This is a genomic window from Marichromatium gracile, from assembly GCF_004343155.1.
Taxonomy (GTDB): domain Bacteria; phylum Pseudomonadota; class Gammaproteobacteria; order Chromatiales; family Chromatiaceae; genus Marichromatium; species Marichromatium gracile.
The window spans coordinates 109,415-135,861 of sequence record NZ_SMDC01000007.1 but is presented as its reverse complement, the minus strand read 5'-3'; the positions used below and the strand labels follow the sequence as shown (position 1 = coordinate 135,861).

General features: G+C 66.0%; 21 protein-coding genes and 2 tRNA genes. 3 read left to right on the top strand and 20 right to left on the bottom strand.

Annotation, left to right across the window (positions count from 1 at the left end):
- Positions 1–46 precede the first annotated feature (46 nt).
- From EDC29_RS11490 to EDC29_RS11405, 17 genes are all read right to left on the bottom strand, one after another.
- Positions 47–1,009: a 2-hydroxyacid dehydrogenase gene (locus EDC29_RS11490; protein WP_132229925.1), complete on the bottom strand. Its 963-nt coding sequence runs from the start codon at positions 1,007–1,009 to the stop codon at positions 47–49.
- Between the two features lie 251 nt (positions 1,010–1,260).
- Positions 1,261–2,187: a formylglycine-generating enzyme family protein gene (locus EDC29_RS11485; RefSeq protein WP_132229923.1), complete on the bottom strand. Its 927-nt coding sequence runs from the start codon at positions 2,185–2,187 to the stop codon at positions 1,261–1,263.
- Between the two features lie 132 nt (positions 2,188–2,319).
- On the bottom strand, positions 2,320–2,703 hold the full coding sequence (locus EDC29_RS11480) for a hypothetical protein (RefSeq protein ID WP_132229921.1): 384 nt from the start codon (positions 2,701–2,703) through the stop codon (positions 2,320–2,322).
- Between the two features lie 171 nt (positions 2,704–2,874).
- On the bottom strand, positions 2,875–5,835 hold the full coding sequence (locus tag EDC29_RS17505) for a formylglycine-generating enzyme family protein (protein WP_243695645.1): 2,961 nt from the start codon (positions 5,833–5,835) through the stop codon (positions 2,875–2,877).
- A 541-nt stretch (positions 5,836–6,376) separates the two neighbouring features.
- A complete protein-coding gene (locus tag EDC29_RS11465) occupies positions 6,377–7,471 on the bottom strand; it encodes an AAA family ATPase (protein ID WP_132229919.1) in 1,095 nt (364 codons plus the stop codon).
- 3 nt (positions 7,472–7,474) lie between these two features.
- On the bottom strand, positions 7,475–9,223 hold the full coding sequence (locus tag EDC29_RS11460) for a trypsin-like serine peptidase (RefSeq protein WP_132229917.1): 1,749 nt from the start codon (positions 9,221–9,223) through the stop codon (positions 7,475–7,477).
- Positions 9,224–9,312: 89 nt separating this feature from the next.
- Positions 9,313–9,612 (bottom strand): trypco2 family protein, encoded by a 300-nt coding sequence (locus tag EDC29_RS11455; protein WP_132229915.1) that lies wholly within the window; start codon positions 9,610–9,612, stop codon positions 9,313–9,315.
- 139 nt (positions 9,613–9,751) lie between these two features.
- A tRNA-Pro gene (locus tag EDC29_RS11450) sits at positions 9,752–9,828 on the bottom strand.
- Positions 9,829–9,866: 38 nt separating this feature from the next.
- On the bottom strand, positions 9,867–10,241 hold the full coding sequence (locus EDC29_RS11445) for a MerR family transcriptional regulator (protein ID WP_005220610.1): 375 nt from the start codon (positions 10,239–10,241) through the stop codon (positions 9,867–9,869).
- A complete protein-coding gene (ihfA, locus tag EDC29_RS11440; RefSeq protein ID WP_005220608.1) occupies positions 10,222–10,521 on the bottom strand; it encodes an integration host factor subunit alpha in 300 nt (99 codons plus the stop codon). Before ihfA ends, EDC29_RS11445 begins: the two co-directional genes overlap by 20 nt.
- Before the next feature lie 4 nt (positions 10,522–10,525).
- Positions 10,526–12,904: a phenylalanine--tRNA ligase subunit beta gene (gene pheT / locus EDC29_RS11435; protein WP_132229913.1), complete on the bottom strand. Its 2,379-nt coding sequence runs from the start codon at positions 12,902–12,904 to the stop codon at positions 10,526–10,528.
- A gap of 169 nt (positions 12,905–13,073) precedes the next feature.
- Complete coding sequence (gene pheS, locus EDC29_RS11430) at positions 13,074–14,105, bottom strand: phenylalanine--tRNA ligase subunit alpha (protein ID WP_005220604.1); 1,032 nt, start codon at positions 14,103–14,105, stop codon at positions 13,074–13,076.
- 271 nt (positions 14,106–14,376) lie between these two features.
- The gene (rplT, locus tag EDC29_RS11425; RefSeq protein WP_005220602.1) at positions 14,377–14,733 is read right to left on the bottom strand and encodes a 50S ribosomal protein L20; all 357 of its coding nucleotides are present in this window, start codon (positions 14,731–14,733) and stop codon (positions 14,377–14,379) included.
- A 27-nt stretch (positions 14,734–14,760) separates the two neighbouring features.
- Entirely contained in the window at positions 14,761–14,958 is a 198-nt protein-coding gene (rpmI, locus tag EDC29_RS11420) for a 50S ribosomal protein L35 (RefSeq protein WP_005220599.1), read from the bottom strand.
- Positions 14,959–15,113: 155 nt separating this feature from the next.
- Positions 15,114–15,647: a translation initiation factor IF-3 gene (gene infC / locus EDC29_RS11415; RefSeq protein ID WP_123140427.1), complete on the bottom strand. Its 534-nt coding sequence runs from the start codon at positions 15,645–15,647 to the stop codon at positions 15,114–15,116.
- Positions 15,648–15,712: 65 nt separating this feature from the next.
- Positions 15,713–17,629 carry a threonine--tRNA ligase gene (thrS, locus tag EDC29_RS11410; protein ID WP_123140305.1) on the bottom strand — a complete coding sequence of 639 codons (1,917 nt, stop codon included), beginning with the start codon at positions 17,627–17,629 and terminating at the stop codon, positions 15,713–15,715.
- Between the two features lie 125 nt (positions 17,630–17,754).
- Positions 17,755–17,831: transfer RNA gene (locus EDC29_RS11405), tRNA-Val, on the bottom strand.
- 253 nt (positions 17,832–18,084) lie between these two features.
- Here EDC29_RS11405 and EDC29_RS11400 point away from each other — a divergent pair.
- Entirely contained in the window at positions 18,085–19,608 is a 1,524-nt protein-coding gene (locus EDC29_RS11400; protein WP_132229911.1) for a fumarate hydratase, read from the top strand.
- 63 nt (positions 19,609–19,671) lie between these two features.
- Here EDC29_RS11400 and EDC29_RS11395 read toward each other — a convergent pair whose 3' ends face one another.
- Both EDC29_RS11395 and EDC29_RS11390 read right to left on the bottom strand, forming a co-directional pair.
- On the bottom strand, positions 19,672–19,908 hold the full coding sequence (locus tag EDC29_RS11395; RefSeq protein ID WP_005220592.1) for a BolA family protein: 237 nt from the start codon (positions 19,906–19,908) through the stop codon (positions 19,672–19,674).
- A 270-nt stretch (positions 19,909–20,178) separates the two neighbouring features.
- On the bottom strand, positions 20,179–20,418 hold the full coding sequence (locus tag EDC29_RS11390; RefSeq protein WP_132229909.1) for a hypothetical protein: 240 nt from the start codon (positions 20,416–20,418) through the stop codon (positions 20,179–20,181).
- Here EDC29_RS11390 and EDC29_RS11385 point away from each other — a divergent pair.
- Complete coding sequence (locus EDC29_RS11385; protein ID WP_132229907.1) at positions 20,404–21,984, top strand: peptide chain release factor 3; 1,581 nt, start codon at positions 20,404–20,406, stop codon at positions 21,982–21,984. The genes EDC29_RS11390 and EDC29_RS11385 overlap by 15 nt on opposite strands.
- A 143-nt stretch (positions 21,985–22,127) precedes the next feature.
- On the opposite strand, the gene rimI is transcribed toward EDC29_RS11385, so the two are convergent.
- Positions 22,128–22,622, bottom strand: a complete 495-nt coding sequence (rimI, locus tag EDC29_RS11380; protein WP_132229905.1) for a ribosomal protein S18-alanine N-acetyltransferase — start codon at positions 22,620–22,622, stop codon at positions 22,128–22,130.
- A gap of 212 nt (positions 22,623–22,834) precedes the next feature.
- Between rimI and nifJ the strand changes: the two genes are divergently transcribed.
- On the top strand, positions 22,835–26,434 hold the full coding sequence (gene nifJ, locus EDC29_RS11375; RefSeq protein ID WP_132229903.1) for a pyruvate:ferredoxin (flavodoxin) oxidoreductase: 3,600 nt from the start codon (positions 22,835–22,837) through the stop codon (positions 26,432–26,434).
- Positions 26,435–26,447 lie beyond the last annotated feature (13 nt).

Genomic DNA, 26,447 nt, shown 5'->3' with positions numbered 1-26,447 from the left:
CGCCCCCGCCCCGGGGGCAAGGGCGAGACGACGCACGCGGGAGGACTCAGGCGACGCGGTTGCGCGACGTGCCGGCGAGGAAGGCGGAGATGTTGGCGGCGATCTCGTCGACCATGCGCTGGCGCGCCTCGCGACTGGCCCAGGCGATGTGCGGGGTGACGATCAGGTTGGGGATCGAGGGGTCGAGCAGCGGATTGCCCGCGCGCGGCGGCTCGGCGCTCAGCACGTCGACCCCGGCGCCGCCGATGGCGCCGGCGCGCAGCGCGTCGGCCAGCGCCTGCTCGTCGACGATACCGCCCCGGGCGGTGTTGATCAGCAACGCGTCGCGACGCATCAACCCCAGCTCGCGCGCGCCGATCAGCCCGCGCGTCGACTCGGTGAGCGGACAGTGCAGACTGAGCACGTCGACCCGCGGCAGCAAGGCCTCCAGCATCAGCCGCCCGACACGCAGCGCCCCACCCGGACGCTGCGCGACCAGCACCTTCATGCCGAAGGCCTCGGCCACCCGCGCCACCCCGCCGCCGAGATCACCGAGCCCGACGATCCCCAGGGTGCGCCCGGCGAGTTCGCGGATCGGGTAGTCCATCACGCAGAAGCTGTCGTGACGCTGCCAGGCCCCGGCGTCGATCGCGCGCTGATACTCGGGCAGCCGGGTGGTCAGCGCGAGGATCAGCGAGAAGACGTGCTGCACCACCGAGGGCGTCGCGTAACCGGCGACATTGGCCACGGCGATGCCCAGCTCGCGTGCCGCCTCCAGATCGACATTGTTGGTGCCGGTGGCGGCCACGCACACCAGCCGCAGCGACCGCGCCCCGCTCAACGCCTGCCGGTCGAGCGCCACCTTGTTGGTCACCACCACCTCGGCATCGGCGATCCGCGCCGCCACCTCGGCGGGCTCGGTATAGGCATGACGCCGCCACCCCCCGCACACCTCCGCCAGCGCGGAGAGATCGAGATCGTCCCGATCGATCGTCGCAAGATCGAGCAGAACACCATTCTTCAGGGACATCGCAACACTCTTGGGAGAAAGGATTTGGTGGGATCATACCGAGGGGGTAGGAAGGATGTCAGGTCTCGAACTGGACCACTCGGCACCCGACGAAAAAACCGCGGCTCAGCCACAGAAACGCAGAGCCGACGAGGCCATCCCTGGCCTTCGCTCCACGCGACGAGCCCGTCAGAATCCGGCCTGATCCGCTCCGCGGGCCGGCTCCTGACGGGCTCACGCGCTCCGCTCATCCATCCTCTAACCTGCTCGACTCACGAAGCCTGAACTCGGGCGCAACGGAAGCCAAGGTAGCTGCCGCGGCCGCCGGGCCCGCCCCTGACGCGGAAGGCGGAACGACAGCTCCGCGCTTCGCCGCCCCAGGAGCCCCCGCGGCTCACCCGCTCCGCGCCGATCTTGGTCGGACCTTCAGGATCGACCGCCATAGTCGGCTCATAATGACGTAGACCATCGGCACACAACTCCCAGACATTGCCGAGCATGTCGTACAAACCCCAGGGGTTCGGCTGCTTCTTGCCTACCGGATGGGTGCCAGAGCGGGGATTCGGATGCTGCATACTGGGCCAGGACGAGGAGTCATTGCCCTCTTCCAGCTCGAAATCGACGCCGCTGTTGCCGCCGTACCAGGCAATCGGATCCAGCGCCGGGGCATTGTTCTCGCCAAGGATCTCGATAGGGCCGGTGTAGAGCGCGGTCTCGGTGCCGGCCCGACAGGCATGCTCCCACTGGGCCTCGGTCGGGAGACTCAGCCCGAGGTTGGGAATCCGCGCATTGATCCGGTCGATGAAGGTCTGTACATCGTCCCAGCTCACCTGCTCGACGGGGCGATCCGGGCTCTTGAAGCGGCTGGGGTTCTCGTCCATCACCGCCTCCCACAACGCCTGGGTGCAGGGTGTATCGAACAGCCAGAAGCCGCGCGAGATGATGACCGCATGCCGTGGATGCTCCTGCTCGAACAAAACGCGCTCCGCATCATCCTCGGCTAACCCCTGGGTCTCTTCCTCCAGCGAGCCCATCCGGAACCGCCCCGGCGGAATCCACCGCAGCCGCTGCGTGACCGCATCCAGGGTGAAGGCGACGAAGACGCCGTAACGGTCCTCGCCCCACTCGCTCGCCCACGCGGGCGGGCAGCCGTTGATCAGCGGATGCAAGGACGGATCGATTGAGAGGACGCTGGTCATCTGAACCCTGTCACCTGATTTCGCCAGCCGGAGCCACGCCGGCACGACGAAGCAAAAATGAGCTGCCGCGCGCGCCCCACCACCCGACGAATGACGACCGCCTCGCGGACAACACCTTGAACCCCTTTACCGTCATGGGACTCGACGCGGCTCGACGGCCCCTTTCAGCGTTGACGATCGAGATCGGATCGACCCACCGGCGAGCCTTCGCCGGGCAACTGCGCCGGCTACCGGCACACCGGGGGCCATTGGGTTGCGGCATCGCGTCAACCGTGGTCGGTGCCGGGGATCGCGCAAGACCCCGCAATCATCAACCTTGCCGCGCCGGGTGGTCGGTGGTCGAGCGCCCTCGCCGGCCGGTTCGTAGGCAATGCAGAGGGCCCAGGCGCTCGCGCCGCCGTCCTGGATCAGGTGGCGCTCGACGGACAGGATCCGCTGGGCGGCCAGAAAGCGGTTCAGCGCCTCGGCGGTCGCCTCACCCCCGTGGATCGGGATGGTAAAGAAACGCAGTTGCATACAAGATGCCTCCGGTTAGCGAGCGGGCGCGCACACCGGGCGTCTGTTGTCGGAGCAGGCCATCCCTGGCCATCGCTGCGCGAGGAGGCGCGGCCAGGCCCGGCCTGATCCGCTCCGCGGGCCGGTCCAGGCCGCGCCCCCTCGCTCCGCTCTTCCTAATCCTCGCCTGGCTCACAAGACCTGAACTCGGGCGCACCGGAAGCCAAGGTTGTTGTAGCGGCGGCCGGGCCCGTACCTGAGGCGGAAGGCGGAACGACAGCTCCCCGCAGTGACGTCCCAGGAGCCCCCGCGGATCACCCGACTCGCGCCGGGTTCAGCGGACTCCCAAGCCGAACCATCTTTAGGCGCACCTTCGTAAGTGCCGTGCCAAGCGTCCTGCACCCATTCGTCAACATTGCCATGCATCTGGTAGAGGCCCCAACCGTTTGGGGCCAGCGCCTTAACCGGGATGGTCTCCTTCTGGCTGCGACCGTAATTGGCCTGCTCCGGGGTGATGGTCTCGCCAAAGCTGAAGGCCGTATCGCTCCCCGCCCGACAGGCATACTCCCATTGCGCCTCGCTCGGCAAGATGAAGCCCGGAATGCGCTCGTTCAGCGCCGGTAAAAACTCCTGCTGAACCTCGTCCCAACTCACCTGCTCCACCGGCAGCGCCGGGTCCTGAAAGCGGCTCGGATTCTCCAAACCCAGGGCCACCCATAGCGCCTGGGTACAGGGGGTGTCGAACAGCCAGAAGCCCTGACCGACGGTCACTGAATGTTGAGGCCCCTCGGTGCCCCAACGCCCCGGTTCGTCCTCCGGCGAGCCCATCAGGAAGCGACCGGGCGGAATCCAGCGAAGACGCTGGATGACGGGCTTCGACACGTTCTCGGGAACTGCTTGCGGCGCTTTATTGGGTGATACCGGCTCGATCGGGATCTCGGCCCAGAGACCAAAGCGATCGCGCCCCATGGCGCTGGCCCAGGCTGGCTTGGCGCAGCGCTGCAAGCGCAGGACCTCGCGATCGGAGCGGATCTCCAGCCCCGACGCATCCGGCAGTTCAGCCGAGTCCGAAGCGGCGATGTCGAGTCGCAACAATTGCGGTTTGACGTGCCCCTGCCCGGCTGCGCGAGACGGAGCCATCTCGCCCCGGCCTGATCCGCTCCGCGGGCCGGGTCGCGCCAGCTCCACTCGCTCTGCCTCCGGCGTGCCTGACTCACGGACCTGAACTCGGGCGCACCGGAAGCCAAGGTTGCTGCTGCGGTCGTCGGGCCTGTCCCTGTCGCGGTAGGCGGAACGACAGAACCGCGCAGCGCTGCTCCAGCCGCCCCCGCGGATCACCCGCAGCGCGCCGGATTCGGCGGACTCCCAGGCCGAGCCGTCTTTAGGCGCACCTTTGTAAGTGCTGTGCCAAGCGTCCTGCACCCATTCGTCAACATTGCCGTGCATCTGGTAGAGCCCCCAACCGTTTGGAGGCAATGCCTTGACCGGGACGGTCCCCTGATGATTGCCAGCGTAGTTGACCTGCTCGGGGGTGATGGTCTCGCCGAAACTGAAGGCCGTATCGCTCCCCGCCCGACACGCATACTCCCACTGCGCCTCGCTCGGCAGGCTCAACGCCAGTCCCGGCAGGCGGGCATTGATCGTCTCGATGAAGCCTTGAACCTGATTCCAGCTCACCTGCTCCACCGGACGCTCCGGACCTTGGAAACGGCTCGGATTCTCGCCCGTCACCGCCTCCCACAGGGCTTGGGTACAAGCGGTCTCGAACAGCCAGAAGCCCTCCTGAATCGTCACCTCATGCCGCGGTCCTTCATTGTTGCGGCGCTCTGGCTCGCCCACCGGCGACCCCATCCAAAAGCGCCCCGGCTCGATCCAGCGCATGCGCTGGGTGACCGGCTGACCGGTCTTGTCCTCGATCGCGAATTCCACCCAGGCACCGTAGACGTCCCAGCCCCAGTCGGTGGCCCAGGGCGGAGGGGGGGCACCGTTTTCCCAAAACCCGAGCGGTCGCTTGTCGTACCGCTCGACCTTGATCTCGCCGTTGCCGGTGTGTAGCTCGCCCAAAGGACTGCCCGAAGAAACCGCCACACGCTCCCGCGAAACATTCAGATGCGGCCCGATCTGGCGAACGGCACAGCGCCACTCCTCTTGCGGATTGGAACGACCATACCGTGGGTCGTAACCCGGCTTGTCTCGGTACTCTGGATCTTCCGGATCCCAATGGGCCGTGAGCTGATGCAGTGCTTGCCCAACCTGACCGTTATAGGCGTGGTCACTGAGGCGACGACGGCTGCGCTGATACCAGCTCGGCGCTCCCTTCGAGAGCGCCGCCGCATCCTCCGAGCGCGCTTCGGCACTGAGCTGGATATAGAAGTGCTCGGCCAGAGAGGCGTCCGCACGTACTGCCTCAAGCTGTCTGGTTGAGGGCGGCAGACTCAGCAGCTCCTCGAACCAGATCTCGCCGGGAAGGTGCATGCGCCAGGTCTTTTGCAACGTCAGCAGGCGCTCGCGGGTCGGCGGGTCGAGGACATCGAACCGGGCACGCCAGCGATTAAGCTGCGTCGGATCCCAACTGGCCGCATCGCTGTGCGTACTGCAGATGTGCGGATGCTGCCAAACGTCGGACTCCAGCCCGGCGTCGCGACGCCCCTCGGGAAGCAGATACCGCGCCGCACGCACGAAGCCGGGTTCGAGCCGAATCGCCGCCGCAAGAAGCGGCAGCAACTGCTCCAGCGGCGATGTTGACGGAGACGATGAGGCAGGTGTCGTCTTCGCTCGCGGTTGCTCCCACGGCAGGGCCTTCCAAGCCTGTCTGAGGGTAGCCGGACAGCGCCGGGGCGCACAGGGCAACAATGCCAGCGGGGTGACGCCCGCCTGCCGCAGGTGGCGGGCATAGGCCAGCCATTGGCGCTCACGCATGCGATCCCGTCCGCGCAGACACCCGAGATCCCCGAGCAACAGGACGAGACTGCCTGACGGCAACGCGGACGCGGCCCCGGGCTCATCCACCCGAGGCGGATCGCGCGTTTCATGGACCGGAGCCAGTCGCAGGCTGTTATGAGGCGCCTCATGCGCCAGCTGCTCGATGAGTGCTTCCTGATCTCTCCAGTAAGGCACCAAATGCTCGCTCCGGTCGGCCAGGATCAGCAACACCGGTCGCCGACAGGGCTGCATGCGTCTGGGGATGCGCTCGATGTGATGTGCTTGACTCAGACACTTGACCAACCGCTCCACATCCACCTCCCTGCCCTCTCGGCCCTGCCGAAGTCGCGGCTGAAGCCGGGTGCGTAGCTCACGCCAGGGGGCCAGGAGGGGGGCAATCGGGGGCTTATCTGTCCGTGGGGCTCGTGGCACTGGGCTCTCGACCACGGGAAGTCGCTCGCGTTCGAGACGCGGAGTGAGCTGTACCGGCAACCAATAGGATGCGGGCTGCCGTGCCGTTGCGGCGATTTCGGGCAAGGCGGAACGACTGTCCGAGGACGCGGTGAATGTGAATGACTTAACCTTCTCCGCGCCCGATAACACGGCGTTCGCTGGCTCGTCCGGGCGCCGATCATAGCCCAGCAACCGCGCCATCGCCGCGCCCTGCTCCGCATCGCGCGCCAGGGCCAAGAGCAGATCGGCTCGGGAGCACTGTGCCCCGAGACGAAGGCGTGGAATATCAGCGGGCTCAGCGCCAGAGCACGCGGAGTTTTCAGTCGGAGGCGAGCGCCGCTTCATCATTGCTGCTCCGCGTGCTCGGATCCGGCGCGGCACGCGCCGCCTCTGGGTGCTTCATCAAGACGTAGCGACGAAGCTCGACCAGGCAAGCGCACTGTGCCTCGGGAGTGTTCTTCAAGGCCATGACAGCGCGTAGCAAGTCCAGATACTCCGCCTGACCGGGCAACGGGAACCACTGATTGGCGTCGGCGTGACTGCGATCCTCGACGAGCATGGCGGCCGCCTGGCGCAGCACAGACTCATCCGCGTCCGGGAAGTGGGCCTGTCCACGCTCGACCAAGTGCTGGATCAAGCCGTTGGGATGATCGGGCAAGGTCAGGTGCAGCACCAGGCAGCGACGGACGAAGGCATCGGGCAAGGCGCGCTCTTCATTGGTCGTGATGATCACCAGCGGCGGCTCATCTTGCGCCGTCACGGCGTTGACTCGCCCCCAGGGCGTGAACCGTCGGCTGCCCAAGGCCTCAAGGAGGCCGTTCGGAAAATCACTTTCAGCCTTATCGATCTCGTCGATCAGAACCAAACAGCCAGCGGTCGGCTTGCTGAGACTCGGCGGTGCAACGTGGACTTTTTCGGCCTGGATACGGGCGTTTTCCCAGTCGAAGGCCCACCAGAGAGGGCCAGGACGCAGATAGTTCTCCAGTGCCAATATCTCGCGCAGGCCACCCAACAGCTCATCAATGCGATCGTGACGGCAGGGCTCGCCCTGAGTCGTCTGTTTGTTTTCGTCCTGACTTCGGGATACGGGCAGCAGCTCACGTGCGGCACCAAGCAACTGCGCGTCGGCCAAACGCTGAACGGTATCCAGGTGCCAGAGCAGATCGCGAGACTCACTACGAGCATCTACCGCAAACGGCAGCAGAACGCGCCCGGATTGAGCAGCAACCGCTTCGGCGAGCTGTGTCTTGCCGATTCCAGGCTCCCCCCGCACCAGCAAAGGCCGACCGGCACCCAAGGCGGCATTGACGGCATCGACCTCCCATTGGCTGAAGACATGGACACGCTCCTGTTCCCCTGCAGCCTCGGCCGGCAACGTAACTTGGCTTCCTTCTTTGAGGTCCAGAGGCATCATGGGTCAAACATCTCTTTTTGAAACAGTGCGCAGGGGAAGAAGTTTGATCAGGGCGTCCAGCCTTTCGGCCTCGTCATCCCATGCGTGGTTCCCGCGCTGGCCGCTATCGCTATAGGCGGTCAGAAAGATAATCCGCAGATTAGAGTAACGGCTTTCCAGAATCTTGGCGGTCTCATACATCTCCTTATATTCCTGCGGGCCGTCTGGGCGAAAAACGGTGTAAAGCTTGTGAGTCTCTCTATTGAGATCGCTCCACTGACCGAGATTATGGTTGATTCCACGGCACTCATCAGCGTGACGATCTTCCTTAGTCTGCCCCCTGATTGGCCGTCCTTTCGGGTAGAAGTGCTTTAAAAATTGGTGGCAATCTTTCAAAAACTCATCCTTTTCGAACGGCTCGGAATACATCGCTTTTTCGAACAGCTCGGAAGACATCACTTTGCGTCCGAGGTGCATATCCATCCGCTCGCAGTATTTCTCCTGCGTCGCGTCGATTCCCAATTCGGGCACATGGATACTCAAACACGCCAGTCCACGCACGTCTCTTTCATTAGGATCAGATAGGCGTTGAAAAGCAGCCTTACGCCCCTCCGCCGTGGCGATCATAAGCTCTGCCACCGCATAGAGCGCAGCCGGTAGTTCGACAAGCTCGGCCCGTGTCGCCGACACGTAGGCCGATCTCGCTTGGTGAGGATCGTAGAGCACGGGCATGCTGTAGAGCGTAACGGCGAGCAGTGCGTCAAGCGCATCCTCGGCGGCCCTGGATCTACCAGGGTCTCTTTGCTCGCGTCTGAGCGCATGGTAGACCGACGTAATCAACTTATTAAAGTTAGCAAAGGCATCTTTCGCCGACTTGCCGACATCACCATCGGATCGCTCGCGCTCATCGATCCCAAGCAAACGAGAGGCAATCCGCGCTGGATGCTGATCATTGCTTGCCGAGCTGGGCAGCCGATCAAGCTCATGGAGCATCTGCTCAAGCAGCATCGGAGATCCACGCAGAATTCTCGCCACCTCATCACGCGTCTTTTCACGCTGACCATTCCAATGCTCATCAAATAGTGATTCATCTTCAAACAGCGCTTTGAAAGCTGGATCATTCAGCAACGGCGCGATCGGGATGGCGTGACCCTTTGCGTTAACTTGACTGAGGCAGGCACTCAAGACACCGACGATCTTATCGCCAACAAAGATCGGCATCCCAGAGGCACCTTGCCAGCCCTCAGCGGTCTTTGGATCGCTCGGATCCGTGATTTCAAAACACCGCTCTGCGCTGACGCGGATCTCGCCTTTGAAGACATTCTGCGTTGGCTTTGGAGCATTCGTATCAGGGACTTTCAACTCAGTCGCTGAAGGATACCCGATGCTTCGATAAGATTTATCATCCAGTGGGATACGAGACCAAGCCCAGGAAGGCACTTTCACTTCGGGGGGACGGCTCGGGCAGCGCAACAAGGCAATACCGTCGTCGTTTTGCTCTGCCTCATTCTTGGCTGGATATGCAATGGCTACCGCATCGTTTGAATCCAACTCGACACGGCCACCTTCGCCAAATTCAGGGAAACAAACCCAGCGGATCCTGATGGGATAGCGGTCGTCCCGATTTTTTCTCTTCACTACATGCAGAGCCGTCAGAATCAAGTCCCGGCCCACGGGATAGCCGGTTCCGGTGGCACCGTAGGTGCCGCCACCATCTTCCGTCCCATTGCGAAACGTCGGAACCTCAATCCTCACGAAATACCGAACATCCATGCTAACCGTCTCCAAGGCTTGTCACGAGCAGCCGTCACATTGAGGCTTTCCCTGCCTCATCCGGTCTGTCATGCGTCCGAGTCAAGCCTTTACATCTCTCCTTCATCGCTCGTGAACAAACGCTTTTCCTTGTCCGCCCCTCGCGGCCCGAGTTTCAAGCGAATCTTTTGAACGGTTTCTTTGCTTGCCCCACCGCCGCCACCAGCCTCAAAGCCGAGCAGAGAAAAGCCGACCTTGCCATCCCCCTGTTGTGAGACGACGACCTGCAGCTCCAGCTCGAGTTCTTCGACGAGGAACCAGACATCACCCGACTGCTCGGCCTCTTGCTGAGCGGCGCGCAACTCTTGGCGCAGGCAGGCAAGCGTCTTCGAAAGCGGAATTTCCGACACCGGAATCAACTCCTGAGCGTATGGACACGCGACAGATGTTAACGCAGCCTCCGGCCGATCAGGGAGACAAACCACAAGCGCAGGAATTACAGACACAAAAAAAGCGGCCCTGCCAAAGCAGAGCCGCTTTTTTCTATTTTGGTCGGGGCGAGAGGATTTGAACCTCCGACCACCTGAACCCCATTCAGGTGCGCTACCAGGCTGCGCTACGCCCCGTGAAGAGACCGATATAATATCGGGCTAGCGGTCTCTTGTCAACGCCTCAGGACCTGAAGGATCTCTTCGAGTTCCAGACGCATCTGCCGGAGCAGTTGGTGCGTCTGGTTGAGGTCGTTGCGCGCGCCCTCGCCGCTGAGCTGCTGACGGGCGCCACCGATGGTGAAACCCTGGTCGTAGAGCAGGTTGCGGATCTGGCGCACCATCAGCACGTCGTGGCGCTGATAGTAGCGGCGGTTGCCGCGCCGTTTCACCGGTTTGAGCTGGGGGAATTCCTGCTCCCAGTAGCGCAGCACGTGCGGCTTGACGCCGCACAGCTCGCTGACCTCACCGATGGTGAAATAGCGCTTGCCGGGGATGGGCGGGAGTTCGCCCTCCCCCTGGCTGCCGACGCTACCTTTCGTTTCCGGCATAGGCTTCCACCCGCGATTTGAGCTTTTGGCCTGGACGGAAGGTGACGACGCGACGCGCGGTGATCGGGATCTCTTCCCCGGTCTTGGGGTTGCGGCCGGGTCGCTCCTTCTTCTCGCGCAGATCGAAATTGCCGAACCCGGACAGCTTGACCTGTTCGCCGCGCTCGAGCGCGGTACGGATCTCCTCGAAGAACATCTCGACGATGTCCTTGGCCTCGCGCTTGTTGAGCCCCAGTTCGTCGAACAGATGTTCAGCCATGTCGGCTTTGGTCAAAGCCATACCGTCAATCCCTCAATCGTGCGTCAAGTTCGGACGTCAACCGGGCCAGGATGCGGCCCACTGCGTCGTCGATCACTTCTTCGGTAAGTGTCTGAGAAGAAGCCTGTAAAATCAATCCCAAAGCCAGACTTTTTCGTCCTTTCTCGATGTTGTCGCCGGCATAGACGTCGAACAGCACCAGGTCGCGCAGCAGCTCGGAGCCGGCGGCGCGGGCGCAGGCGGCGACGGCGGCGAAGTCGACCTCGGCATCGACCACGATGGCGAGATCGCGGCGGATGCTGGGGAAGCGCGAGATCGGACTGAAGCGCGGCGCGACGCCAAGATCCAGCGGGGCCAGCTCAAGCTCGAAGAGGAAGGCGTTGCCGTCGAGGTCGAGTTCGGCGGCGAGCGCCGGGTGGAGCATGCCGATCCAGCCGATCGGCGCGCCGTCGCAGTCGATGCGCGCGCTCTGCCCTGGGTGCAGCGCCGGATGCGCGGCGGCGACGAAGGCGAAGCGCTCGGGCGCGCCGGTGAGCGCGAGCAGCGCCTCGACGTCGGCCTTGAGGTCGAAGAAGTCGGCGGCGCGCTCACCCTGCCCCCACTGCTCGGGCGCCACCGCGCCGAGACTGAGGCCACCGATGGCCTCGCGCTGGGCCAGTCCCTCGGACTCGGGGATGAAGCGCAGCCCGCTCTCGAAGATGCGCACCCGCGCCTGCTGGCGCGCCTGGTTGTGGCGGGCGCACTGCAGCAGACCCGGCCACAGGCTGGTGCGCATGCAGGAGAGTTCGCTGCTGATCGGGTTGGCGAGCTTCAGCGGCTCGCGCTCGGGGTCGATGCGCGCCTGCAGCTCGGGGCCGACGAAGCTGTAGGTGATGACCTCGTGATAGCCGCGATCGACCAGCGCGAGTCGCGCGCGATCGGTCTCGAAGGCGCCCTCGGGCACCGGACGCATGGCGCTGTTGGTGGTGGCCTGGCGCACCGGGATGTTGTCGTAGCCGTAGATACGCCCGATGTCGGCGATCAGGTCGACCTCGTGGAGCAGGTCGAAACGCGCGCTCGGCGGGGTGACGCGCCAGCCACCCTCGACCGTCTCGAGCGTCATGCCGAGACGCTCGAGGATGTCGACGATGGTCTCGCGCTCCAGCACGACGCCGAGCACCTGCCCCACCCGCGCCTCGCGCAGGGTGAGCGCGGCGCGTTGCGGCAGCGCCGACTCGGCCACCGCCTCGACCACCGGGCCGGGGGTGCCGCCGGCGATCTCCAGCAGCAGCGCGGTGGCGCGTTCGATCGCCTGGCGCTGCAGCTCGGGGTCGACGCCGCGCTCGAAGCGGTGCGAGGAGTCGGTGTGCAGACCGTAGCTGCGCGCCTTGCCGCTGACGGCCAGCGGCGAGAAGAAGGCGCTCTCGAGGAGCACGTCGCGGGTGTCCGCGCCGACGCCGGAGCCGGCCCCGCCCATGATGCCGGCGACGGCCAGCGGACGGCTGGCGTCGGCGATCACCAGGGTGTCGGCGCGTAGCTCGATCTCGCTGTCGTCGAGCAGCACGAGGCGCTCGCCGGGGGCGGCCATGCGCACCTGGATCTCGCCCTCGACGCGAGCGAGATCGAAGCCGTGCAGCGGCTGGCCGAGTTCGAGCAGCACGTAGTTGGTGACGTCGACCACCGGGGAGATGGCGCGCACGCCGCTGCGGCGCAGCCGCTCTTGCATCCACATCGGCGTGGCGGCAGCGGGATCGATGCCGCGCACCACGCGGCAGAGATAGCGCGGACAGGCCTCTTCGGCGAGCAGGCGGACCTCGATGCGGTCGTCGCAGGCGGGCGCGACCGGGGCGAAATCGGGGCGGGTGAGCGCGGCGCGGTTGATCACCCCGACCTCGCGGGCGAGCCCGGCGATGCTCAGGCAGTCGCCGCGGTCCGGGGTCAGGTCGACCTCGATGCAGTGATCGTCGAGCCCCAGCCAGGCGCGGAAGTCGGTGCCGATGGGCGCGTCCTCGGGCAGCGGCAGGATGCCCTCGGAGGACTCGGCGAGGCCGAGTTCGCTCGCCGAGCAGATCATGCCGAAGGACTGCACGCCGCGCAGCTTGGCCTTCTTGATCTTGAAGTCACCCGGCAGCCGCGCGCCGATGGTGGCCACCGGCACGCGCATGCCGGCGGCGACGTTGGCCGCACCGCAGATGATCTGCAGCGGCGCGTCACCACCGACGTCGACGGTGCAGACGCGCAGCTTCTGGGCGTCCGGGTGCTGTTCGAGCGCCTGCACCAGACCGACCACGACGCCGCTGAAGGCGGCCGCGGCGGGCTCCACCGCGTCCACCTCCAGTCCTGCCATGCTGAGCTGATCGGCCAGAGTCTGAGTATCGACCGGCGGGTTGACCCACTCCCGCAGCCATGCCTCGCTGAATCGCATGTCCCGCTTTCCTGTGCTTCGGTCCCGGCGCGCGTCGGTGCCGGGGCCTCGATGAAGATGTTGGCGAAAGGCCGAGCGGCTCGGCGCTTTCCGTGGCACCCGCGGGTGCCGTCCCGAGCGGAGCGCGCCGCGCGCCTGGGCTCAGGCGCACGGCGCGGTCCAGCGCGCCTCAGGCGAACTGTCGCAGGAAGCGCAGATCGTTGTCGAAGAAGAGTCGGAGGTCGTCGATGCCGTAGCGCAGCATCGCCAGTCGCTCCACGCCCATGCCGAAGGCGTAACCCTGGTGGCGGTCGGGGTCGATACCGACGTGGCGGAACACCTCGGGGTAGACCATGCCGCAGCCCAAGACCTCGAGCCAGCCGGTGTGTTTGCACACCCGGCAACCGTCGCCGCCGCACATCACGCACTGGATGTCGACCTCGGCGGAGGGCTCGGTGAAGGGGAAGTAGGAGGGGCGGAAACGCAGCTCCAGATCGCGCTCGAAGAAGTTGCGCAGGAAGTCGTAGAGCACACCCTTGAGGTCGGCGAAGCTCATCTGCTCGTCGACCACCAGACCCTCGACCTGATGGAACATCGGGGTGTGGGTCAGGTCCGAGTCGCAGCGATAGACGCGCCCCGGGGCGATGAGCTTGAGCGGCGGCGCCTGCTCCTCCATCACCCGCACCTGCACCGGCGAGGTGTGGGTGCGCAGCAGCAGCTCGGCGTTGAAATAGAAGGTGTCGTGCATCGCCCGGGCGGGATGATGCGCGGGGATGTTGAGCGCCTCGAAGTTGTGATAGGCGTCCTCGACCTCGGGGCCCTGCTCGACGGCGAAGCCGGCGTCGGCAAACAGCCGCTCGATGCGGCGCAGCGCGCGGGTGACCGGGTGCAGACCGCCGGCGGGGGTGCCGCGTCCGGGGAGGGTGACGTCGATGCGCTCGGCGGCGAGGCGGGCCTCGAGTGCGGCCTGTTCCAGCGTCTCGCGACGTGCGTCGAGCGCGCTCTGGACCTGGCCCTTGGCCTGGTTGATGCGCTGCCCGGCGACGGGACGCTCGGCCGGCGGCAGGGTGCCGAGCCGTTTCAGCAACGCGGTCAGCTCGCCGCTCTTGCCCAGATAGCGCACCCGCGCCTGATCGAGCGTGGCGAGATCGGGGGCGGCGGCGATGGCCGCGAGCGCCGTCTCGCAGAGGGTGTCGATATCGAGTCCGATTTCTTCTGCCATACCTGGATCTTCCGACAGGGGTGTCTGTTGAACGGCCTGCCAGCCCCATGACGCAAAAAGAGGGAAAGACCGGGGCCTTTCCCTCTTCCGTTCGGCGGCTACGCAGGCGGGATGGCGGCGAGCGCGGGGCGGGTCGCGATCTCGGCGACGCACCCCTGGCGTTGTCGAGCGACCCGATCCCTGGGAAGGTGTTGCAGGCAGACGCTCGTCACGCGCCCATACCGACCGCCGTCACCGGCGTGGTCAGCCGAGGCGGACCACGCCGCGCGCCTCAAGCCAGCGCTTCCTTCGCCTGAGCGGCGAGCGCGGCGAAGGCGACGCTGTCGTGGTAGGCGATGTCGGCCAGCACCTTGCGGTCGACCTCGACGCCGGCCATCTTCAGACCGGCGATCAGGCGGCTGTAGGACAGACCGTTGGCACGCGCAGCGGCGTTGATACGGGCGATCCACAGGGCGCGGAACTGACGCTTTTTCTGGCGACGGTCGCGATAGGCGTACTGGCCGGCCTTGATGACGGCCTGCTTGGCGACGCGATAGACCTTGCGGCGGGCACCGTAATAACCCTTGGCCTCGTTCAGAACCTTCTTGTGGCGGGCGCGAGCGGTAACACCGCGTTTCACTCGTGGCATGTGGAGTCTCCGGTTGGAATCAGCGGGTTAGCAGTAAGGGATCATGCGCAGCGCTGCACGCACATCCGACTTGTGGATGCGCTGCGGCGCACGCAGCTGACGCTTACGCTTGGTGCTCTTCTTGGTCAGGATGTGACGCCGGTGGGAGGCGTTGCACTTGACCGAACCGGATGCGGTGCGCTTGAAGCGCTTCGCGGCTCCGCGGTTGGATTTCAGCTTGGGCATTCGATACTCCGCTATTTGCTGATCTTTTGTTTTTACAGCGACGGCAACGAACCGACGACGCCACATCGCCCGACCGTCGTGTCGACGACGGTCGGGCGGCGGCCACGCCGGGGCGTGCTCTTCGGGGAAGAGGATCGACGATCCGTTCGGTGTCGCTATTTCTTCTTGGGACCCAGCACCATCACCATCTGCCGCCCTTCCATCTGCGGCTGCTGCTCGACGGTACTGATCTCGGCCAGGTCGCTCTCCACGCGCCGCAGCAGCTCGAGCCCGAGTTCACGGTGAGCATGCTCGCGACCACGAAAACGCATGGTGACCTTGGCCTTGTCCCCTTCCTGCAGGAAACGCGTCAGGTTGCGTAGTTTGACCTGATAGTCTCCCTGATCCGTTCCAGGACGGAACTTGACTTCCTTGACCTGAACCTGCTTTTGCTTCTTCTTGGCTTCGTTCTTCTTTTTCTTCTGATCGAAGAGAAAACGACCGAAGTCCATGAGCCGACACACCGGCGGATCGGCATTAGGAACGATCTCGACCAGATCGAGCGACGCTTCCTGGGCGAGGGTGAGAGCCTCTCGCGTACTGACGACGCCGACCTGGTTACCGTCCGCGCCGATCAGACGTACCTCCTGTACGTTGATTTCCTTGTTGACGCGGTTTCTCTTTGGTGCAGCGATAGCAGGTTCCTCCAAAAGCACAGATCACGATCGATCGGGCATCAGGCAACGTCGATCGTCGTCCGCGCAGCCCGACCGGGTTAGGCGATTCGGTTTGTCATCTCCTCGCCTACACGCTCGACAAAGGCGTCGAGCTCGAGCGTTCCGAGATCTTGGCCCTTGCGGTCACGCACGGCGACGGAGCGGGTTTCCACCTCGCGGTCACCGATGACGAGCAGATAGGGCACCCTCTGCAGGGTGTGCTCGCGGATTTTAAAGCCGATCTTCTCGTTTCTCAAGTCGGTCTCAACACGCAAGCCCTTTGCACGCAAGGTCTTAGCGATCTCAGCGACATAGTCGGCCTGGCGATCGGTGATATTGAGCACTACCACCTGCACCGGAGCGAGCCACAGCGGCAGCAGGCCGGCGTAGTGTTCGATGAGGATACCGATAAAACGCTCGACCGAACCGAGCACCGCGCGGTGGATCATCACCGGGGTCTGCTTGCTATTGTCCTCGGCGATGTAGTGCGCGCCGAGCCGCCCCGGCATCGAGAAATCGACCTGGATGGTACCGCATTGCCAGGCCCGACCGATGCTGTCGTGCAGGGTGAACTCGATCTTGGGACCGTAGAAGGCGCCCTCGCCCGGCTGTACGCGATACTCAAGCCCCTTGGCGTCGAGCGAGTGCTTGAGCGCCGCCTCGGCCTTGTCCCAGAGTTCGTCGCTGCCGACCCGCTTCTCGGGGCGCAGCGAGAGCGCCAGCTCGATGTTGTCGAAGCCGAAATCGCGATAGGTCTCGAAGACCATGTCGATGAGGGTGGCGACCTCGGGCTGGAGCTGCTCCTCGGTGCAGAAGACGTGGGCGTCGTCCTGGGTGAAGCGACGCGCGCGCATCAGCCCGTGGAGGGTACCGGAGGGCTCGTTGCGATGAACCACGCCGAACTCGGCCATGCGCAGCGGCAGGTCGCGATAGCTCTTCAGCCCCTGGTTGTAGAGCTGGATGTGGCCGGGGCAGTTCATCGGCTTGATCGCGAAGTCGCGATCGTCGAGCTGGGTGGTGAACATGCTCTCGGCGAACTTCTCCCAGTGCCCGGAGCGCTCCCACAACGAGCGGTCGAGCACCTGCGGGGTCTCGACCTCCTGATAGCCGTACTCTTCCAGCTTCTCGCGCATGTACTGCTCGGCGAGGCGGTAGACCACCCGGCCCTTGGCGTGCCAGAAGGCCATGCCCGGGGCCTCGTCCTGGAAGTGGAAGAGATCGAGCTGCTTGCCGAGCTTGCGATGATCGCGCTTCTCGGCCTCTTCCAGACGACGCAGATAGGCCTTGAGTTCCTTCTTGTCGCGCCAGGCGGTGCCGTAGATGCGCTGCAGCATGGCGTTGGCCGCATCACCACGCCAGTAGGCGCCGGCGAGCTTGGTCAGCTTGAAGCCGTTGCCGAGCTTGCCGGTGCTCGGCAGGTGCGGCCCGCGACAGACGTCGAACCAGTCACCCTGGCGATAGAGGGTGATGGTCTCGCCTTCGGGGATGGCGTCGATGATCTCGACCTTGTAGTGCTCGCCGAGCTCGGCGAAGACCCGCTTGGCCTCCTCGCGCGACAGCTCCTCGCGCACGATCGGCAGGTTGCGCTTGACGATCTCGTGCATCCGCGCCTCGATCCGCTCGAGGTCGTCGGGGGTGAAGGGCTCGTCGCGGGCGAAGTCGTAGTAGAAGCCGTTCTCGATCGCCGGGCCGATGGTGACCTGGGTGCCGGGGTAGAGCTCCTGGACGGCCTGGGCCATCACGTGCGCGGCATCGTGACGGATCAGCTCGAGGGCGGTCTCCTCGTCCTTGCTGGTGACGATGGCGAGTTCGACATCGCGATCGATGCGATAGGAGGTGTCGACCAGCTCGCCATCGACGCGACCGGCGAGCGCCGCCTTGGCGAGACCGGGACCGATGGATGCGGCAACATCGTGAACACTGACCGGCGCGTCGAACTGACGCGTCGAGCCGTCGGGAAGGGTAATCTGAGGCATGCGCGGACCTTGGGTGTTCAGTGGTGATCGATACGAGGGATCACATGAAAAAAAGCCGCCAGCCTCCTTGGTCGTCGCCACCGTAGTGGGGCATACTGACGTTTGGAGACTGACGGCCCGGTGTTTGGTAGGCGCAATTGGACTCGAACCAACGACCCCCACCATGTCAAGGTGGTGCTCTAACCAACTGAGCTATGCGCCTGTCGTCGTGAGCCATGTATACTACAGACCCTCCCCAGATCGCGCAACCCCTTTTTTGAAAAAAATGACGATCGAGGGTTTCTGACCCTTCGTCCATGTAATGAACGCGCGGGCGCGCGCGAGGCGGCACGTCAAACCCGATTGATATACTGGCGCGAACAGACCGGCCGCCGGCGATGGCGACCACTGCAACACGGGGCGCGCCATCGATGACGGCGAGCCCCTCCCCCACAGCCAAACAGCCACGAGAGACGATGACCACCATTCGCGAGTCTGACTTCGTCGAGAGCATCGCCGATGCCCTTCAGTTCATCTCCTACTACCACCCGCAGGACTACATCCGCGCCCTGACTGCGGCCTACGAGGCCGAGGAATCGCCGGCGGCCAAGGACGCCATGGCGCAGATCCTCGTCAACTCGCGGATGTGCGCCGAGGGCCGGCGCCCGATCTGCCAGGACACCGGCATGGTGGTGGTCTTCCTCAAGGTCGGCATGGAGGTGCGCTGGGAGACCGACAAGAGCGTGCAGGCGATGGTCGACGAGGGCGTGCGCCGCGCCTACACCCACCCCGACAACCCGCTGCGCGCCTCGATGGTCACGCCGCCGATCGGGGCGCGCAAGAACACCCGCGACAACACCCCGGCGATCGTGCACATGGAGCTGGTGCCGGGCGACAGCCTCGAGGTGAAGATCGCCGCCAAGGGCGGCGGCTCGGAGAACAAGTCCAAGTTCGCCATCCTCAACCCCAGCGACAGCCTGGTCGACTGGGTGCTGAAGACGGTGCCGACCATGGGCGCCGGCTGGTGCCCGCCGGGGATGCTTGGCATCGGTGTCGGCGGCTCGGCCGAGCAGGCGATGCTGATGGCCAAGGAGGCGCTGATGGAGCCGATCGACATCCACGAGCTGCAACAGCGCGGCGCCGAGGACGAGATCGAGGCGCTGCGTCTGGAGCTGATGGAGAAGGTCAACGCGCTCGGCATCGGCGCCCAGGGGCTCGGCGGACTGGCGACCGTACTCGACGTCAAGATCCACACCTACCCCACCCACGCAGCCTCCCTGCCGGTGGCGATGATCCCCAACTGCGCAGCCACCCGGCACGTCGAGTTCACCCTCGACGGCAACGGCCCGGCCAGGCTCGAGCCGCCGCGCCTGGAGGACTGGCCGGCACTGGAGTGGGACGGTGCCGCCGGCGCGCGTCGGGTCGATCTCGACACCCTCACCCGCGAGCAGATCGCCGAGTGGCAGCCGGGCGAGCGCCTGCTGCTCTCGGGCAAGCTGCTGACCGGGCGCGATGCCGCGCACAAGCGCATCACCGAGATGCTCGCGCGCGGCGAGTCGCTGCCCGAGGGGGTCGACCTCACCAACCGCTTCATCTACTACGTCGGCCCGGTCGATCCGGTCGGTGAGGAGGTGGTCGGCCCGGCCGGTCCCACCACCTCCACCCGCATGGACAAGTTCACCGAGCAGATGCTCGCCGAGACCGGGCTGATCGGCATGGTCGGCAAGGCCGAGCGCGGCCCGGCGGCGGTGGAGTCGATCGCGCGACACGGCGCGGTCTATCTGATGGCCGTCGGTGGCGCCGCCTATCTGGTGGCCAAGGCGATCAAGTCCTCGCGCCTGGTCGCCTTCGAGGACCTGGGGATGGAGGCAATCCGCGAGTTCGAGGTCGAGGACATGCCGGTCACGGTCGCCGTCGACAGCCGCGGCGGCGCGGTGCATCAGAGCGGCCCGGCCGAGTGGCGCGCGCGCATCGGCAAGATCCCGGTCGAGATCGAGTAAGACGGGCCGGGCGACGCCGCAAGGCGTCGTCCGGGTGCCGCGCAGGCGGCACCCGCCCTGCCCTCACCCCGCGGCGCGCTGCGCCGGGGTCAGGGTGCGGATCGAGATGGCGTGCAAGGCGCCGCTGGCGATCTCCGCCTTGACCGTCTCCATCACCAACCGCTGCTTGGCCAGCGGCGTCAGCCCCTCAAACCGCTCGCTGACCACCACCGCGTCGAAGTGCTCACCATCGCCGGTGACCTCCACCTCGGCCTCGGGCATCCCCCGACGAATCAGATCGGCAACCGCTGTCGTCTCCACGTCTCGACTCCTGCGCAGGCTTGAGAATGAACGCGCACCGACTCGGCGCACCCGCCAGAGATTGGTGCGGCGCGGCCCTGGCTCAAGCCACGGCCAGCGGCCAGCGGCCAGCGGCCAGCGGCCACGAGGATTGAACCGCAAAGCCGCGAAGGACGCGAAGGACGCGCAGAGAAGAAAGGCTTGCAGTCACCAGTCACCAGCTGCCAGCTGCCAGCTGCCAGCTGCCACCCACCGTGGGAAGCCGGCACCACCGCCGAGACCTCGATTCCATCAAGTCTTCTTCGCGCCCTTCGCGGCTTTGCGGTTCGAATCAGCATCCAGCCTCCGGTCGGCAAAGCTGGTGTGCTTGATCGGCGATTGACGGGCAAGACGGTATCTTGGCGGTTCAACCATTTCCCCGCCCGAGCCGCCCACCCGGCGGATGAACGCAACCGGGTCGCGGGGATATAATTGATGGTTTTCCCAGTCCGCAGCCAGCAACGCCAGACACCTCTTATGAGCGAGCTTCAAGCGCAACTCGACAAACGTCGTACCTTCGCCATCATCTCCCACCCCGACGCCGGCAAGACCACCCTCACCGAGAAGCTCCTGCTGTTCGGGGGCGCGATCCAGCTCGCGGGCACGGTCAAGGGGCGCAAGGCCGCCCGCCACGCCACCTCCGACTGGATGGAGCTGGAGAAGCAGCGCGGCATCTCGGTGACCTCCTCGGTGATGCAGTTCCCCTACGGCGAGGCCACCGTCAACCTGCTCGACACCCCCGGCCACGAGGACTTCTCCGAGGACACCTACCGCACCCTCACCGCGGTCGACTCGGCGCTGATGGTGATCGACGTGGCCAAGGGCGTCGAGGACCGCACCATCAAGCTGATGGACGTCTGCCGGCTGCGCGACACCCCGATCCTCACCTTCGTCAACAAGCTCGACCGCGAGGGCCGCGACGCCATCGAGGTCCTCGACGAGATCGAGGAGGTGCTGAAGATCCAGTGCGCGCCGGTGACCTGGCCGATCGGCATGGGCAAGCGCTTCCGCGGCGTCTACGACCTGCGCGACGGGCGCACCCATCTGTTCTCGGCCCAGCACGGCGGGCGCATCGTCGAGGGCGAGGTGATCGAGGGGCTCGACAACCCGCGCATGGACGAGGTGCTCGGCGATCAGGCCGAGGAGCTGCGCGAGGAGCTGGAGCTGGTCGAGGGCGCGAGCCACCCGCTCGACCTCGAGGCCTACCGCGCCGGGCGCCAGACCCCGGTGTTCTTCGGTTCGGCGATCAACAACTTCGGCGTGCGCGAGCTGCTCGACGCCTTCGTCCAGTACGCCCCGCCGCCGCGCCCGCGCAACACCCTGCAGCGCCCGGTCGAGCCCGCCGAAGAAGGCTTCACCGGCTTCGTGTTCAAGATCCAGGCGAACATGGACCCCGCCCACCGCGACCGCGTGGCCTTCATGCGGGTGTGCTCGGGTTGCTACCGCAAGGGCATGAAGATGCGTCACGTACGTATCGGTCGCACCATTCAGATCGCCAACGCCATCACCTTCCAGGCCGATGAACGCCGTCACGTCGAGGAGGCCTGGCCGGGCGACATCATCGGTCTGCACAACCACGGCACCATCCAGATCGGCGACACCTTCACCGAGGGCGAGGAGCTCAAGTACGAGGGCGTGCCCTACTTCGCCCCCGAGCTGTTCCGCCGCGTGGTGCTCAAGGACCCGCTGCGGATGAAGGCGCTGCAGAAAGGCGTGGTGCAGCTCGCCGAGGAGGGCGCGACCCAGGTCTTCCGCCCGCTCAAGAACAACGACATGATCCTCGGCGCGGTCGGCGTGCTGCAGTTCGACGTCGCCGCCTACCGCCTCAAGGACGAGTACGGCGTCGACGCCATCGTCGAGGCCGTGAACGTCCAGACCGCGCGCTGGGTGAGCTGCGACGACGCCAAGCTGTTCGAGCGCTTCAAGGACAAAAACCACGAGTATCTCGCCCTCGACGGCGACGACCAGCTCGTCTATCTCGCCCCCACCCGCGTCAACCTCAGCCTCGCCCAGGAGCGCTGGCCCGAGGTCCGCTTCTCCGCCACGCGCGAGCTATAAGTCCCCAACCGCAAAGACGCGAAGCACGCAAAGCAATCCTCGTCACTCGCTGTCAGTCGCTTCCAGCGACTGACAGCGGCGCCATCGCCGTCGGAGCCTCTCCGTCCCCTGCAACGCCTTCGCGTGCTTTGTGTCTTTGCGGTTCAATCCCTGGCCAACACGCCATGCATCCCACCGAGTTCCCGCGCCAGCACCAGGGCGTCCTCGCGGCCGTTGGCGGCGGGGTAGTAGCCGCGGCGGCGGCCGATCTCGCAGAAGCCCTCGGCCTCGTAGAGCGCGCGTGCGGCGGTGTTGGAGGCGCGCACCTCGAGAAAGGCGGTCTGCGCTCCCTTGGCGCGGGCGCGCTCGACCAGCGCGCGCAGCAGGGCGCGACCGAAGCCGCGACGCTGGCAGTCGGGATGGACGGTGATGTTGAGCACGTGACACTCACCGACCGCCACCGAAACCACCGCATGGGCCACCGGCCTGCCGTCGAGCTCGCCCACCCGGCAGTCGTAGCCGGCGCGCAGACAGTCGCGCATCACCCCCTCGCTCCAGGGGTGGGGATAGGCCGCCCGCTCCACCATCATCACCGTCGCGAGGTCGGTCTCGCGCATCTCGCGCAGGGCCAACCCCGCCTGTTCGATCACTGCATTCATCAGGGTTCCTGACATCATCCCCGTCGGTCGATCGCCGCTTGCCCGGCGATCAAAAGCATTCACAGATAGCGACTATAGTTGATCGGGGCGACGTGCCGGACGCCGGATGACAGACCGGCTCGCGCCCCAGTGGTCGGGACAGCCTCCGGACCAGGGGTCACGAGCAACCGCCGCGCCCCCGCTCCAGCCACCTCGCAACCCGGGACAGATCGATGTCGCACACAGAAATGGTCTCGCTCGACGGCAACGAAGCCGCGGCCTACATCGCCCACATGACCAACGAGGTCATCGCCATCTACCCGATCACCCCGGCCTCGCCGATGGGTGAGTGGTCGGACGAGTGGTCCTCGCTGGGGGTCACCAATCTGTGGGGCACGGTCCCCGACGTGGTCGAGATGCAGAGCGAGGCCGGTGCCGCTGGCGCGGTCCACGGGGCGCTGCAGGCGGGGTCGCTCGCGACCACCTTCACCGCCTCGCAGGGGCTGCTGCTGATGATCCCCAACATGTACAAGATCGCCGGCGAGCTGACCCCGACGGTGATCCATGTCTCGGCGCGCTCGCTGGCCGCCCAGGCGCTGTCGATCTTCGGCGATCACGGTGACGTCATGGCCTGTCGCGGCACCGGCTTCGCGATGCTGTGCGCGGCCTCGGTGCAGGAGGTGATGGATTTTGCGCTGATCGCCCAGGCCGCGACCCTGGAGAGCCGGGTGCCCTTCCTGCACTTCTTCGACGGCTTCCGCACCTCGCACGAGGTCAGCAAGATCGCGCGCATCCCGCAGGAGACGGTGCGCGCGCTGATCAGCGAGGAGCAGGTACGGGCCTGTCGCGCGCGCGCCCTCAACCCCGACCGACCGGTGATCCGCGGCACCTCGCAGAACCCCGACGTCTATTTCCAGGGGCGCGAGTCGGTCAACCCCTACTATGAGGCCACCGCGGAGATCGTCGCCCGGGTGATGACCCGCTTCGCCGGACACACCGGTCGTCACTACCAGCCCTTCGACTATGTCGGCGCACCCGACGCCGAGCGCGTGCTGGTGCTGATGGGCTCGGGGATCGGGGCGGCCGAGGAGACCATCGAGCACCTGGTCGCGCGCGGCGAGCGGGTCGGGCTGGTCAAGGTGCGGCTGTTCCGTCCCTTCGCGCCCAAGGCGCTGCTCGCCGCGCTGCCCGCCAGCGCCGCGCGGATCGCGGTGCTCGATCGCACCAAGGAGCCCGGCGCCGACGGCGAGCCGCTCTACAAGGACGTGCTCACCGCCCTCGCCCAAGCCCATGCCAGCGGCGCGCGCGCGACGATGCCCCGGGTGATCGGCGGGCGCTTCGGGCTGTCCTCCAAGGAGTTCACCCCGGCGATGGCCAAGGCGGTGCTCGACGAGCTCACCGCCGAGCAGCCGCGCTGCCCCTTCACCGTCGGCATCATCGACGACGTCGGCCACACCAGCCTCGACTGGGACCCCGCCTTCCGCCCCGACGCCAGCGCCGGCGTGAGCGCCTGCGTCTTCTACGGACTCGGCTCGGACGGCACCGTCTCGGCCAACAAGAACTCGATCAAGATCATCAGCGAGGAGACGCCCAACTACGGCCAGGGCTATTTCCAGTACGACTCCAAGAAGGCCGGCGCGGTCACCATCAGCCATCTGCGCTTCGGCCCGCGACCGATCTCCAGCACCTATCTGATCGGCGCCGACGAGGCGCAGTTCGTCGCCTGTCACCAACCGACCTTCCTCGAGCGCTACGACATGCTCGCGCTCGCCGCCCCCGGGGCGACCTTCCTGCTCAACAGCGCCGCCCCGCCCGATCAGGCGTGGAACGGCCTGCCACGGTCGATGCAGCAACAGATGATCGACAAGGGGCTCGCCTTCTATGTCGTCGACGCCTACGGGATCGCCGCCGCGACCGGCATGGGACGGCGCATCAACACCATCATGCAGACCTGCTTCTTCGCCATCTCCGGGGTGCTGCCCCGCGACGAGGCCATCACCCACATCAAGGAGGCGGTGCGCAAGACCTACGGACGCAAGGGCCAGCGCCTGCTCGATCGCAACTATCGCGCGATCGACGCCGCGCTCGCCGGGCTGCACCAGGTCAGTGTGCCGGCGACGCCGAGCAGCGACTTCGAGCGCCCGCCGGTGGTCCCGGCCGATGCCCCCGAGTTCGTCCGCCAGGTCACCGCACCGCTGATCGCCGGACTCGGCGACCGGCTGCCGGTGAGCCTGATGCCCGCCGACGGCACCTGGCCGACCGGCACCACCCGCTTTGAGAAGCGCAACATCGCGCTGCAACTGCCGCTGTGGGAGCCGGAGCTGTGCACCCAGTGCGGCAAGTGCCCGCTGGTCTGCCCGCACGCGGCGATCCGCGCCAAGGTCTATCCGGAGGAGACGCTGGCGAGCGCGCCCGCGGGCTTTCTCAGCGCCCCGGTCAAGGGACGCGACTTCCCCGCCGGACACCGCATCAGCTACCAGATCGCCCCCGACGACTGCACCGGCTGCGGGCTCTGTGTCGAGGTCTGCCCGATCCGCGACCGCAAGGACCCGAGCCGCAAGGCGCTCAACCTGGTCGAGGCCGGCGAGATCCATGCCGCCGAGCAGACACACTGGGACTTCTTCCTCGATCTCCCCGAGTACGACCGCACCCAGCTCGAACCGACCAAGATCAAGCACGCGATGCTGATGCAGCCGCTGTTCGAGTTCTCCGGGGCCTGTGTCGGCTGCGGCGAGACGCCCTACGTCAAGCTCGCCACCCAGCTCTTCGGCGACCGCATGCTGATCGCCAACGCCACCGGCTGCTCCTCGATCTACGGTGGCAACCTGCCGACCACGCCCTACACCACCGATCCCGAGGGCCGCGGACCGACCTGGAACAACTCGCTGTTCGAGGACAACGCCGAATTCGGCCTGGGCATGCGCCTGGCGATCGACAAGCAGCGCGATCAGGCGCGCGAGCTGCTCGGTCGGCTCGCCGACACCATCGGCGTGGGGCTGGCGCGCGAGATCCTCGAGGCCGGGCAGTCCGACGAGGCCGGCATCCACGCCCAGCGCGCACGCATCGAGCGGCTGCGCCTGGCGCTCAGCGGCATCGACGCGCCCGAGGCGCGACTGCTCGAGGGGCTGTGCGATCAGCTGGTCAAGCGCAGCGTGTGGATCGTCGGCGGCGACGGCTGGGCCTACGACATCGGCTACGGCGGTGTCGATCACGTGCTCGCCAGCGGACGCGACGTCAACCTGTTGATCCTCGACACCGAGGTCTATTCCAACACCGGCGGCCAGACCTCCAAGGCCACCCCGCTCGGCGCCGTGGCCAAGTTCTCCGCCGGCGGCAAGCCGACCTTCAAGAAGGACCTGGCGCTGATGGCGATGGCCTACGAGAACGTCTATGTCGCCCAGGTCGCCTTCGGCGCCAAGGACGTGCAGACGGTGCGCGCCTTCCTCGAGGCCGAGTCCTACCCCGGCCCCTCGGTGATCATCTGCTACGCGCCCTGCATCGCCCACGGCGTCGATCTCTCCAACAACCTGCGCCAGCAGGACATGGCGGTCAACTCGGGACACTGGTCGCTGCTGCGCTACGACCCGCGCCGCGCCGCCGCCGGCGAACACCCGCTGCACATCGACAGCAAGCCGCCGAGCCTGCCCTATCGCGACTTCATCGCCACCGAGACCCGCTTCAGCGTGCTCGAGCGCATCCACCCCGAGGCCGCCGAACGCTACCTGCAACAGGCCCAGCGTCATGTGCAGACACGCTTCAGCCTCTACGAGCAGCTCGCGCAGATCGCGCTGCAGAAGGCGCCAGCGGCCGATGCCGACGAGCACAACCACTGAACACACCGTCCCG